Origin of the sequence: Paenibacillus sp. JDR-2 (assembly GCF_000023585.1) — a bacterium.
GTDB lineage: Bacteria > Bacillota > Bacilli > Paenibacillales > Paenibacillaceae > Pristimantibacillus.
The window spans coordinates 1,718,578-1,731,760 of the sequence record NC_012914.1 but is presented as its reverse complement, the minus strand read 5'-3'; the positions used below and the strand labels follow the sequence as shown (position 1 = coordinate 1,731,760).

Genomic DNA, 13,183 nt, shown 5'->3' with positions numbered 1-13,183 from the left:
ACATTTCCGCGGCTAACAGGTATTAACGGTACAGCCTGCGGTCTTCGGCTTCGCGCACCCATACCTGCATAAATCCCGCTTCCCGGTTGTCCCACGCATAGTACGGAATCAGCTCGCAGGAACGGCCATCGTCCGTCTTTCCGCGCAGCACGGTTACACCGCCAAGCTGTTCGGCGGCATATTCGGCAGCAAACGGCTCTGCCGCTTTAAAGGCGAACTCGTCATAGACGAGCCCATCATTACCGGTCTGCTCGATGCAATAAACGACCGGTCCGCGCTGGAAGGCGATCCTTCCGCGGTTCGCTTCCACCTCTTCGCGGGAACGCACTGCGGTTACCGGCATATCCAGCTCCAACACAACCGTGTCGCCAGGCAGCCAGTGCCGTTTGAGAACGAGATATCCGTTCTCCGCCAAGGCTTCTGCACCGGTTACGGATTCGCCTTGCGCATAGATCCGGTAGCTTCCGCACCAGCCCGGCAGACGCAGACGGATTGCGAACTCATCCGTTTGCTCCGGAGTAACGGATAGCTCTACCCGGCCATCCCAAGGATAAGCCGTTGATTGGCCAATCTTCACGCTGCTTCCGCCCGCAAGCTGAACGGTCATCTCGCTGCTCAAATACTGGTTCACCGAAATTCCGTCCTCCGCCGCCGCATACACGTATTGGCCAATCGACGGCAGGAAGCGCGCAAGGTTCGTCGGGCAGCAGGAGGTATGGAACCATTCCACGCGGTGATGCTCGCCTTTGGACGCGAGCGGGTTCACATAGAAGAACCGGTCACCGGATAACGAAATTCCCGACAGTGCCCCGTTAAACAGCTCCTTCTCCACGATATCCGCATACTTGCCGTGACCATGCAGCAGATTCATCCGGTGATTCCAGAACGCCATCGCAATCGCAGCGCAGGTCTCGCAATAAGCCGATTCGTTCGGCAGGTCATAGTCAAACGTAAAGCCTTCATTATGGACGGACGGCCCGATGCCTCCCGTTACGTACATATTCCGTTCAACGGTATGCGCCCAGACGCGGTCGAGAGCTTCCATATAAGCAGGATCGCCGGAAGCGAGTACGACATCGGCCATCGCCGTGTAAAGATACATCGCCCGTACGGCATGCCCTTTTACCTCGTGAATGTCCCTTACAGGCACATCGTCCTGGCAGTATGCGGGACCCCAATCCTCTTTATCCCAGATCGCGCCTACGCCGTGGCCATGGCCCCGTTCCTCGAGAAGCCACAGCGCAAGCTTCCAGTACCGGTCTTCACCCGTCACGCCAAACAGCTTCACGAGCGCCAGTTCAATCTCTTCATGTCCTTCCGCCCAATGTCGCTTGCCCGGTCCAAACAGCGAGTCGTAATGATCCGCCATCCGGCAGGCGACATCCAGCAGCTTGCGCTTTCCTGTCGCTTGATAATAAGCAACGGCTGCTTCAATTAAATGGCCGCCATTATACATTTCATGCTTTTCCATGTCGGTCCATTTAAGATCCGGAGCTTCCAGCGTGTAATACGTGGACAAATAACCGTCGCCCTCCTGAGCGGCTTCAATCAGCTCCACAATCCGGTCAATTTCCGCCTCCAGCTTGGGATCACGGTCCGTCATAAGCGAGTAGGCCGCGCCTTCAAGCACCTTGTATACATCGGAATCATTGTAGTACATGCCTTCATACTTGCCCTCTATTAAACCGCCTGCGATGGCAAAGTTCGCAATCCGGCCTGTTTTCTCGCATTGGTCCAAACAGACGCCCATCGTTACATTTTTGAGAGTCTCAAGGCGCGGACGCCAGAAAGCATCATCAATTTTTACTTCCGAGAACGGAACTCCACGCCAGCCTTTAATCTGTTGGTTCATAACGGTCACGTTTCTTCCTCCCTAATCGTTTGGTTAACCTTTCAACCCGGTAAGCGTAATTCCTTCCAAAAAGAACCTTTGACCGACCAAAAAGACTAATACGCACGGCAGTACTACGGCTGTTGAAGCAGCCATCAACAAATCCCACTGCGCATTATAGCTGCCCTGGAACATCTGCAGGCCAAGCGCAAGCGTAAAGCGGCTGTCGCTCTTCAAATAAATAAGCGGACCCATGAAATCATTCCATGAAGCAAGGAACGTAAAGAGCGCAACAACGATAACGGCCGAACGGCTAAGCGGCAGCAGGATGCGCCAATAGATCTGGAAGTAGTTCGCTCCGTCAACAAGAGCCGCTTCGTCAAAGTCCTGCGGGATCGACATGTAGAACTGGCGCAGCAGGAAGATATTAAACATGCCGCCCCCGAAATACGCGGGAACGATCAGCGGGTAAAACGTATCGTAGAAGCCAAGCTCCTTCCAGCCGATAAAGCTTGGAATAAGCGTTACCGCTCCGGGGAGCATCATCGAGGACATCAGAATGGCGAATACCATGTCGCGTCCCTTCCACTTAATGCGGGAGAACCCAAACGCGGCAATGGTACTCGAGACGACCGTTCCGAGCAGAACCCCGGCTACGATAATGAGTGTATTTTTGAAGAAGGTCCCAAACGGTACGACAGTCAAGGCCTCCTTGAAGTTTTCAAAGTGAAAAGGCTTCGGTATCCACTGTGGCGGCATGATGAAAATTTGCGACAAATCCATCACCGAACTGCGAAGCAGCCACAGAAACGGCACGATAAACATCGCGGAAACGATCAGCAGGGAGGTAAACCCGGCAGTAAGCTTCAGCCTGGACTCTCTCATTGTTTTTCCCCCTCATAATGCACCCAGGATTTCGAGGTCTTGAAGACAAGCACCGTAAAGATCATAATGATGATGAACAATACCCACGCCAGCGCGGAAGCATAGCCCATCTCCGTATCGCGGAATGCGGTACGCCACAGATAGAATACGAAGAACAAGCTTTTGTTGTTCGGTCCGCCTTGCGTCAGAATATACGCTTCGCTGAACACCTGGAAGGAGCCGATAATCGTCATAATCGTATTGAAAAAGATCGTTGGCGTCAGCATCGGAACCGTGATATGGCGCAGCTTGCTGTACCATCCTCCGCCGTCAACGTCAATTGCCTCATAGTAGGATTTCGGTATGCCCGACAGGCCGGCAAGGAAAATGATAACCGTACCGCCAATCCCCCATAATGTCGTGAGAACGATAGACGGGATGACGCTGCCCTCTCCGAACAGCCAGTTGCTTGTTGGCAGATGAAGCCAATTGAGCGCCATATTCAGTAGGCCCAGATCCGGATTCATAAGCCACAGCCAGATCATCGAAGCGGCAACCGCCGGAACAATGCTAGGCAGGTAGATAATTGTCCGGAAGATTGCCCGGCCCTTCACGTTCATATTCAGAAGAATGGCCAGAAAGAACGAGATAATGATAACCGCCGGCACGCGCAAAAGAACAAAATAAAAGGTTGTGCCAAGCGATTTGTAGAACAAATCGTCTTCGCCGCTGAACAGCTTGATATAGTTGTCCAGACCGATAAAGCTGGTCGTATCTTTAAAGACGTTGTAATCCGTTAAGCTTAAGTATAAGCTGGCAATCATCGGTCCTAGCGTATAGATAATAAAGCCGAGTATCGCCGGCGCTGTAAAGAGCAGGCCGTAGAACAGCGCCTTGCGTTCCCTTTTGGTGCTCTTTCTGACAACCGTCTTGGCGGACTTGCCAGTGTTTGCCGAAATCTCCATGCCGTAACCCTCCCTGTCTATGGCAGAGGGCAGCGATTCTTCTAACTTCCGAACCGCTGCCCTCTCCTGTTATCCGCGGTCTGCGGACAGCTTACTCGACGTCGCGCCGGCCTTGTACTTGCTGCTGTGCCTTCGCGGCTATGGAATCAAGCGCTTCCTGGGCAGACTGTTTGCCCAGCCACACTTTATCCAAAGCAGGGTTAACGACATCCATGATTTTATTGAAGTTTTTCACGTAAGCCGTTGGCGTTGCATGGCTGTGATTCAGAAGCATGTCAATAACCGCGCCGTTGTAGCCGGAAGGACGTGCTGCCAAATCTTTCGTCCACTTGTCCAGCTTCTCGCTGTCGGTGTACCAGTCTTTAGGGGCAGGCATCCATGTTCCGTTTGTCAGCATGCCAAGCGAAGCTTCCGGATCAAGCAGCGCCTTCAGCAGCTCCCAGGATTCCTGCGGATGCTTGGTCGATTTGAAGATGGAGAACATGCCGGCTACTACGGTTGTTACCGGCTCTTTCATAACCGGCAGAACGCCTACGTTATAGTTAAACTTGGATTCCGCGAGCGACGACGAAGCCCATTGGCCGTCAATGGCCATCGCAACCTTCTTCGTCTGAAGCGCGACGTTTGTTCCAGGGATATTCTTCGACTGGAGCGGGGATGGAGCGACATGATACACGTTGATCAGGTCGGCCATCTTTTGAAACACTTCTACAGCCTCCGGTTGATTAAGGGCAAAGGTTTTGCCGTCGGCCGACAGGAAGTCTCCGCCGTTGGAGTAGATAAAGTTACTGTAAGCGCCCCACCAAGTCGGCAGGTTAATACCGAATTGTTTAATGTTTTTCGGATCGAAGCTTGGATCCGTTGCGTTGCGTCCTTTGTTGTCCAGGGTCAATTTCTTGGCAACATCGACGAATTGATCCCAGTTCCATGCTTTGGAAACATCGGAAGGAGGCGGTTCGATGCCGGCATCCTTGAATACGTCTTCGTTATAGAATAGTCCAAATGTCTCCGGGCCAGGGCCGATGCCGATAATGTTGCCCGGCGCCTGGGAGTACGTAATATTCGGAACTAGTGAATCCAATGTGATTTGCTGATCCTTTGCAAGGAAGTCCTGCAAATTCAGGAACTTGCCTTCTTCCGCAAGAGGGAAGGCAATGGTCGCGGATTCCATCATCGCGACATCCGGCTCGTCGTTGCCGGCAACCATTGTCGTCAGCTTCGTATCGTAATCACCGCTGCTGATCGCCTGAAAATCGACTTTTACGTTCGGATGAGTCTTCTCGAAGTTGGCAATGGCGGATTTGTACGCCGCTACCTCTGCCGGTGCGCCCCATCCGGTCAGCTTCAGTGTAATTTTTTCGCCGCTGGTTGTACCGGAATCGGTTCCGGAGCCGGCCGTATTGGCCGAACTGCCTGCATTATTGCTGGATGAGGAATTGCCATTGCCGGAACTATCGGACTTGGTGCAGCCGGACATGACAAGCACCGCCGACAGAACCGTAACCATAAATGCGGAAGTGTATTTCCATCGATTCATAATCATTTTTTAGAGCCCCTCTCTCATTTCATCCTCATGGCTCATAGCTGCAGTCTATGATTGCTTTTATTGTAGATGATGGATAACGCTTACAAAACCCGAGCATTTCTAGAATGGTGGACTTTTATTGGGTCTTGCTCGGCAGATGGATAACGATGCTTGTCCCCTTGCCCGGAGCGGAATGAATGCGGATGCCATATTCGTCGCCGTAGGCCATCCGAATACGCGAGATCGTATTTTTAATTCCGATGGACGCGGATTCCTTGTACAAAATCGCGTCGATTCCTTCCTTGCTGATCCCCCGTCCGTTGTCCCGAACTTCGAAATAACGGCTATCGTCTTCGATCCAGCCGCGTATCGTAATTTGCCCGCCTTCTTCTACGCCGCTGAATCCATGCAGAATGGCATTTTCCACAAAAGGCTGGAAGAGAAGTCTTGGAAGCTTGTTCTCATAGAGTACCGGCTCGATCTCGTAAGCGACCGTGAACTTGCCCTCGAACCTGGCGGACATGATAAAGAAGTAGTTGCGCATCCATTCCAGTTCCTCTGACAGATGAACGGCTTCCCAATCCTTCCGGGACGTATAGTGCAGCATATTGGACAGACAGACCAGCATCTTGCTCAGTTCCGTCTGACGATTCTCGAGAGCGGTCCAATTCATTATGTTCAGCGTGTTGTATAGAAAATGCGGATTCATCTGCATGTTAAGCGCTTGAATCTCCGCTTCCTTCTCCTTCAGCTTGATCTCGTAATTCTCTTTCACGAGCATGGCGATCCGGTCGTTCATCCGGTTAAAGCGCTGGGACAGGAGACCAAATTCGTCCTTGCGGTCCACGTCCACGCGGGCTTCAAAGTCCCCTTCCCCAACCGAACGCATCGCGCTCATAAGCTTTTTAATCGGGCCTGTAATCCGGCTGATGATGAAGTAAGCAAACAGCAGGGCTACGGCGCTTAATGCAATGGCGCTGACAATGGTTGATGTCCGGAGCACCGGAACCAAGGAGCTTACGAGCACGGATTGCGGCGTAATGACAATCGACATCCAGCCGGTTACTTCCGAGCGTGCGAAGCTTACGATCTGGTTATGCCCGTTCAGCTTGATCCTTTCGCTCCCGCTGCCCTGCTCGCGGAAATCATTCATCCAATCCTCGTCGAAGCGCTTGGTTACCTGCGACTGGTCGCTGGAAGCCACTACGATATTGTCGGGATCAAGCACCATGTAGGAGGAGCCCGCCGGGATACTCTTCTCGAACAGCTCGTCCATCACCGTCGACTTGAAGCTGATCGCAAGCACGGGACGCTCGACCTCCGGCTTCAGCTTGACCAGCGTGCTGTCCTCCATGTGGGAGAAGTTAAGCAGTCTGGTTGCCGAGAACAAGTACCGGTAGTCAATCGTCCCGTCTTGAAGCCAATGCTGATCGTACATCTTGATAAAATCATAGGTCGGGTACCAGACCATCTTGCCCCCTGCCTTAACCGCTTCTTTGTAAATCGCGGACTGTACCGGATCACCTAGCGGCATCAGCATCGTGCTTCCGAAGGTGTAGTAAGAGGTCCACAGCTGCGCGGCATAGACATCCGAATTCTGGGAGAAATATTTGCTTAAGATGGCCGTAACTTGCCGGTCGGCTGCGACAAGCTCTTCTTCTTTTGCCGGGTTCAGGTTGTTGAAAATTTGAAACAGGTCCTTATCCACGAACAAGGACCTGCTATTCTGATCGACGATACCCAGCTTGGTGTCAATAACGTCGTTGTTTTTCATCACGACATCGTGAACATTGTTTTGCGCCTGTTCGGTAACGACTTTTAAGCTTGAATTGTAAAAGAGCGTGCTCAGCACAAGCAGCGGCAATGCGATAAGCGTCAGATAGCTGAGCAGCAGCCTTAATCGAAAAGTCATGACCAATCCCCGCTCCCCGTCTGCGGACGCAGCGTATGCTTATAAGCTTCCGGCGACAAGCCTACCTGCCGCTTGAATATCCGGGTGAAATATTTCGTATCCCGGTAGCCGCATTGCTCCGCGATTTCATAGATTTTGAACCGGCCGCCGGCCAGCAGCTCCTTCGCCGCTCGTATGCGGGCTTCGGTCAAATGATCGGAGAACGAGCGTCCGGTGCGGCTTTTCATCAAGGTGCTGAAGTAAGAGGGATTGAAGTGAAATTGCTCTGCCGCCATCTCAAGCGTCAGATCCTCCGCATAATGCCCCTGAATCCAACCCAGACATTGCTCTACCGCCAGCTCGCCGCTGCCCTGCTTCCGGTCCGTCAGCGATTTGTGAACCTCTGCCAGCCTGCCAAGCATCAGCTCTATCAGCATGCCGCTGCCGGTACAGGACGGAATCGCCGTAGATGCGGTATCCGCGAGAGCGCTTCCAACCTGCTGGTCAATGATGCCGGAGGTTCGGCTCTTCAGCTTCATCAGCGTAAGGGACGCATAATTTTTCATCAGCTTAGGCTCCGTGCGGCCCTGCGAGGATAACTCGGCAAAGGCTTCCCGGCACATCGCTTCCGCTCTTGCGAGCGACTGCTCCTGCAGCGCTTCGAACAGCGCCTCGCCATCCAGTTGGAAGACGGCATTCCTATTACCCAGCCCGGCAACATGACCAAAGGTTACGACACTCTCCCATTCCTCATGGAAAGCATATTCCAATGCTTCCTCGGCCTGGCGGAAAAGCTTGGGGATGAAAGTCTCGGCAGGTTCAATCCTATCCTCCGCTTGCAGAGCCGTAACTCCATGGGACACCGTGCCGCAAGCGCGCCATATCTCCGTCTCCTTCATCAGGCTGGAGCGCAGCTCCCCTATCTCCGCCGCCGAATGGCTCTCCTGCTTCAAGACGGCAACCAGGCGAATGCTGTGCTGCGATACCGTCTGCAAAGGGAACACGCAAGCCTCGCCATGCGCGGATACCCGCTGCTTAAGCTGTTCGACCAGTTCCGTCACGGGAAAAGCTTCTCCCTTATTTCGAATCTCCGTCAATATGAGAGTGTTCATTTGGATAAGCAAAGGCCATTCTTCAAGGTCAACCCTTTCGCCGGGAGGAAGCTCGCCGCTTAGCCATTGGTGCAGCAGCCGGCTCCGGTAAGCGGAGGATGCAAGCTCGAGCTTTTGCTTGATTTCGGCCGACTCGCCGCGCTCCCGCTCTTCTTCCGCAAGCTGCTGATCAAGCCGCTGCAGCAGCACTTCTACCTTGTCCATGTCAACGGGCTTGAGCAGATAGTCGTAAGCTCCATGGCGGATAGCTCTTTGCGCATATTCGAACAAATTATAAGCCGACACCATAACAACCTTGGTCCGCAGCTCCTCTTCCTGCAGCCGCTGCAGGAACGAAAGCCCGTCAAGCTTCGGCATCTGTATATCGCTAAGCACCACGTCCGGTTGTTCTTCCCTAACCAGGGCAAGGGCGGCTTCTCCATCCTTGGCCGTTTTCACCTTTGCATCCGGCCGCATCATTTGAATCATGCCGGCCATTCCTCTCAAATGCCGCGGCTCGTCATCAACGATCAATATGTTCATGGGACTAGTCCTTTCCACCCTTTTGTAAGCAGGCTGTTTTCTTAATACAGTACTACGCACCTTGCCGCTTGAATAGGGGGATAGGCTTTCAACTATATTCCAATTGCTTTCATAAACTCATTCGGAATGAGGAATAGTATTGGAGTATTAGGTAAAATGGACTTGATTTTGGAAATGGAGGAAATGTAAGAATGTCCGCAAATGAAACAAACGGCACTCACGCGTCCGGCGCGGGCGGTGCAGCCGATAACCGCAAAGCGGTAGGCGAAACCGATCTGACGCTGACAACCAGACAAGGCCATCCGGTATCAGATAATCAAAATATCAGAACGGTTGGCAACCGCGGCCCGGCTACCCTGGAAAATTACCACTTCATCGAGAAAATCACCCATTTCGACCGCGAACGCGTTCCTGAACGGGTCGTTCATGCCCGCGGAGCAGGCGCGCACGGTTATTTCGAAGCCTATGGCACGTTCGGCAGCGAGCCGATCGGCAAATATACAAGAGCGAAGCTGTTCCAGGAAAAAGGCAAAAAAACGCCTGTCTTCGTCCGTTTCTCGAGTGTGATCCACGGCGGGCATTCGCCGGAGACACTTCGCGACCCGCGCGGCTTCGCGACCAAATTTTATACGGAGGACGGCAACTGGGATCTGGTAGGCAATAACCTGAAGATCTTCTTCATCCGCGATGCGATGAAATTCCCGGATATGGTTCATGCCTTTAAGCCGGATCCTGTAACGAACCTGCAGTCGATGGAGCGCTTCTTCGACTTTGTCTCGAATTCGCCTGAAGCGACCCATATGATCACCTTCCTGTTCTCCCCTTGGGGAATCCCGGCGAACTACCGCCAGATGCAAGGCTCCGGCGTCAATACATACAAATGGGTAAATGCGAAGGGCGAAGCGGTATTGGTCAAATATCACTGGGATCCGCAGCAAGGCGTCAAAAACCTGACTCAATCCGAGGCTGAGCAAATTCAGGCGAAGAACTTCAACCATGCTACGCAGGATCTATATGAGGCGATTGAACGGGGAAATTACCCAGCCTGGGAGCTGAAGGTGCAGATCATGGAGGACGGCGAGCATCCGGAGCTTGACTTCGATCCGCTTGACGATACCAAGCTGTGGCCGGAAGAGCAGTTCCCAATGGTGCCGGTAGGCAAGATGGTGCTTGATAAAAATCCGGAGAACTATTTCGCAGAGGTGGAGCAGGCGGCATTCGGAACGGGCGTATTGGTAGACGGACTGGACTTCTCGGATGATAAAATGCTGCAGGGCCGCACCTTATCCTACTCCGACACCCAGCGGTACCGGGTTGGAGCGAACTACCTGCAGCTGCCGATCAATGCGCCGAAAAAGCGTGCCGCAACCAATCAGCGCGACGGCCAAATGGCCTTTTACGTAGATGTCGCTCCCGGTCAAAATCCGCATGTGAACTACGAGCCTTCCAGTCTGAACGGACTTGCTGAGGCAGAAGCTTCCGGCGCATCGCATGAACCGCATTATGAAGCGAATCTCGTCAGACAAGCGATTGACCGGACCAACGATTTTGCCCAGGCAGGCGATACATTCCGCAAGCTGGAGCAGTGGGAGCGCGATGAGCTTATTCATAATCTGGGTGATGCCTTGTCAACCTGCGCGCCTGTCATTAAGGACAAAATGCTGTCCAATCTGACGCAAGCGGATCCGGAATACGGCCGCCTTGTGGCGGAAGCCATCAAGAAATCCTCGGCTATGAAGTCCGAACACGAAGGCACCTTCCCTGCCCGCGAGGGGATGGAAATTGCCGAAGAGCTTGGACACAAAACAGACGGATATTAAATTTCACGATAACAATAAATAACAGGGCTGTTCCGTGTTAAGCAGCAATAACACGGGGACAGCCCTGTGTTATTATAAGCGCCCATTTTCCCTAGATACAGCACCATTGCTACAGCCGATTCATACTATAATTTGACTGTATCCCTTAACCTTGTTAAACCATAAAAACCCGAGCAAGGAGGGGTGACAAACTTGAAGGGTAGCGACCATAAAAGCAAGTTTTTATTAACACATCGTGAACGCGAGGTATTTGAGCTGCTGGTGCAGGATAAGACAACTAGAGATATTGCGCAGCAATTATTTATCAGCGAAAAAACCGTCCGCAACCATATTTCGAATGTCATGCAAAAGTTAAATGTTAAAGGTCGTTCGCAAGCGGTTGTCGAGCTGATCAAGCTTGGGGAGTTACAAATCTAACCATCCCATTCATGATTTGGGCTATTTCCCCGCTCCTTGTAAAGGGTGCGGGGTTTTTACTTTGTTTCAATTTCGACAAAGTTCTTTAATCTTAGACTAAGGTTTCTTCGATACAATCATATGCATCAACCCCACAGTTGATACCATTTCTAGGACAGGCCCGCTTGCTTCGCAAGAGGGCCCTTTTTTTGTTTATTTTCGGCTATTAGCGGTGATCGTAAATATAAGGAGTGGTGTGCTTGGCCATATTGGAGTTCAGCTTCGTCGCATTAGCCGGGAAGATGCGCTCAACCATGGCGTTAAATTCGGATACAAAGCCTTGAATCGGGTGACCCAGACGAACATCGCCCATATAGCTGTTCATGCGGTCCACAAAGTCCGGGCTTGCGGATACATAAACATTCTGAACCGACGGATGCAGCCGTTTCACTTCCGCGGCGATATCGCTTTTGATTTTGTCCGTCAGCTGGCTCTCGCCGGTGTTGGTTGTGCTCAGGCCGCGAATGCCGTCATTATGGTAACCGCCCATCGTACCGTTCATGCCATACGTTCCGTTCATGCCGTTCATGCCGTATTTCCCGCCGCTTGCGCCATACGTACCGTTCATGTGGCGGTTCGTATCGGTAATCGGGCTGCTCAGATTCGTACGGTTGTAGCTTTTTGCGCTTAGGCCGCGCGTATGATCCTCGAAGGATACGGCAACATAAGCATTGTTGTCAGTCAGCATAACATTGGCTGTCTTAACCGTATTCATAGCTACAAGCTTCTTCGCGATTTCCTCGCTCATTTCCATCTTATAATTTTTATGACTGCCAACAATGTTGTTGCTGTTGAGACGGCGGCCGTTGACTCGGTTCATCTCGTTCATTTGATCATTCGCGAAACGTTTGTCGGTCAATGTTCCCGGAGCCGCGAGATTACGGACCATATTCCCGTTAGCATCGTATCGTACGCTGTTAGGACGGATATTTTTATTGCCGATATCTCCCTGATTGGACGCACAACCCGCTAACGTTGTTGCTAAAGCCACACTTGCTGTAAGAAGAATGAATTTGTTTTTCATGACCTGGCCACTCCTCCATTCGATTAGTTAGGCTTTGACCCGTGACTTATTGTGCTCGGTTATGCGGAAGCTATCCGCAACAACACTTGACAAATCAATTCAAATTCAGTAATTTAATATCAAGTATTAGTACCAGGTACTAAATTTAATTCTACAGAAAACAAAAGGAGCTGTTTCTAATGGAAAAGCAATTGCACTCCAACGCAGCTATTACGGCCATCGGCACATATACACCGGATAAAGTCTTGTCTAATGCGGATTTGGAGCGTATCGTCGAAACCTCGGACGAATGGATTGTCCAACGCACGGGCATCCGCGAACGCCGGATTGCCGCTGATGATCAGTTCACCAGCGATTTATGCATTCGGGCGGTAAGGGATATGCAGGAGCGGTACGGGGTGGAAATCGAGGATGTCGATTACATTATTGTCGCTACCTCCACGCCGGACAATGTCATTCCAAGCGTTGCCGCCCAGGTTCAGGCCGGCCTTGGAATCCGGCTTTGCGGCGCAATTGATATTCAGGCGGCATGCGCAGGCTTTACATCAGCCATTCAGCTGGCGAATGGGCTGCTCTTATCCGGCGTTTACCGCAAAATCCTCGTAATTGGCGGAGAAACCTTATCCAAGGTAACGAACTATGAAGACCGGACGACTTGCATTTTGTTTGGCGACGGAGCCGGTGCATTCTTAATGGAAGCCCGTGGCGATGGGGATATTCTGGCGATCTCTTCCCAGACAGACGGCTCTGGAGGACATCATGTCTACCGGAGCGGCTTGTCCCCTGTCATTAACGCAGCGGATATCGATACGACAAGCCGCATCGTTCAAAATGGCCGCGAAGTGTACAAATGGGCGCTCAGCCACGTATCGGAAGGAATCGCCGGACTGCTGAAGGACAGCGGCTACGCGCCATCGCAAATCAACTGGTTCGTTCCGCACAACGCGAATCAGCGCATTATTGACGCGTTATGCGAACGGACCGGAATAAGCGAGCAGCAGGCTTTATCGAGCATCGAGCACTACGGCAATACATCTGCCGCATCCATTCCGCTTGCTCTTGATGCCGCCGTCCGGGACGGCCGTGTATTGCCGGGGCATTTGCTGCTGCTCTATGGTTTTGGCGGCGGATTAACCCAGTCAGGCGTCCTGCTTCGCTGGTCCGTTTAATTCA

10 protein-coding genes are annotated in these 13,183 nt (G+C 52.2%); 3 read left to right on the top strand and 7 right to left on the bottom strand.

Features of this window, described 5'->3' with window-relative positions; genetic code table 11:
• Positions 1 to 22: 22 nt before the first annotated feature.
• The 6 genes from PJDR2_RS07535 to PJDR2_RS07510 form a co-directional block, all read right to left on the bottom strand.
• A complete protein-coding gene (locus PJDR2_RS07535; protein WP_049790123.1) occupies positions 23 to 1,852 on the bottom strand; it encodes a glycoside hydrolase family 127 protein in 1,830 nt (609 codons plus the stop codon).
• Between the two features lie 33 nt (positions 1,853 to 1,885).
• Positions 1,886 to 2,716, bottom strand: coding sequence for a carbohydrate ABC transporter permease (locus PJDR2_RS07530; RefSeq protein WP_015843068.1), 831 nt, complete (start codon positions 2,714 to 2,716; stop codon positions 1,886 to 1,888).
• Positions 2,713 to 3,660 (bottom strand): carbohydrate ABC transporter permease, encoded by a 948-nt coding sequence (locus tag PJDR2_RS07525; RefSeq protein ID WP_015843067.1) that lies wholly within the window; start codon positions 3,658 to 3,660, stop codon positions 2,713 to 2,715. The genes PJDR2_RS07530 and PJDR2_RS07525 overlap by 4 nt, the downstream gene beginning before the upstream one ends.
• Positions 3,661 to 3,751: 91 nt before the next feature.
• Positions 3,752 to 5,203, bottom strand: a complete 1,452-nt coding sequence (locus PJDR2_RS07520) for an ABC transporter substrate-binding protein (protein WP_015843066.1) — start codon at positions 5,201 to 5,203, stop codon at positions 3,752 to 3,754.
• Positions 5,204 to 5,321: 118 nt separating this feature from the next.
• A complete protein-coding gene (locus PJDR2_RS07515; protein WP_015843065.1) occupies positions 5,322 to 7,097 on the bottom strand; it encodes a sensor histidine kinase in 1,776 nt (591 codons plus the stop codon).
• A complete protein-coding gene (locus PJDR2_RS07510) occupies positions 7,094 to 8,710 on the bottom strand; it encodes a response regulator transcription factor (protein WP_015843064.1) in 1,617 nt (538 codons plus the stop codon). The genes PJDR2_RS07515 and PJDR2_RS07510 overlap by 4 nt, the downstream gene beginning before the upstream one ends.
• Before the next feature lie 191 nt (positions 8,711 to 8,901).
• On the opposite strand from PJDR2_RS07510, the gene PJDR2_RS07505 reads away from it, so the two are divergent.
• Entirely contained in the window at positions 8,902 to 10,530 is a 1,629-nt protein-coding gene (locus PJDR2_RS07505; protein ID WP_015843063.1) for a catalase, read from the top strand.
• Between the two features lie 192 nt (positions 10,531 to 10,722).
• Positions 10,723 to 10,947, top strand: coding sequence for a helix-turn-helix domain-containing protein (locus tag PJDR2_RS07500; RefSeq protein WP_006040330.1), 225 nt, complete (start codon positions 10,723 to 10,725; stop codon positions 10,945 to 10,947).
• Positions 10,948 to 11,152: 205 nt separating this feature from the next.
• Here the strand turns inward: PJDR2_RS07500 and PJDR2_RS31790 are convergent, their stop codons facing one another.
• Positions 11,153 to 12,010 carry a YhcN/YlaJ family sporulation lipoprotein gene (locus tag PJDR2_RS31790; RefSeq protein WP_015843062.1) on the bottom strand — a complete coding sequence of 286 codons (858 nt, stop codon included), beginning with the start codon at positions 12,008 to 12,010 and terminating at the stop codon, positions 11,153 to 11,155.
• A 179-nt stretch (positions 12,011 to 12,189) separates the two neighbouring features.
• Here PJDR2_RS31790 and PJDR2_RS07490 point away from each other — a divergent pair, with 179 nt between their 5' ends.
• The gene (locus PJDR2_RS07490; RefSeq protein ID WP_015843061.1) at positions 12,190 to 13,179 is read left to right on the top strand and encodes a ketoacyl-ACP synthase III; all 990 of its coding nucleotides are present in this window, start codon (positions 12,190 to 12,192) and stop codon (positions 13,177 to 13,179) included.
• Positions 13,180 to 13,183 lie beyond the last annotated feature (4 nt).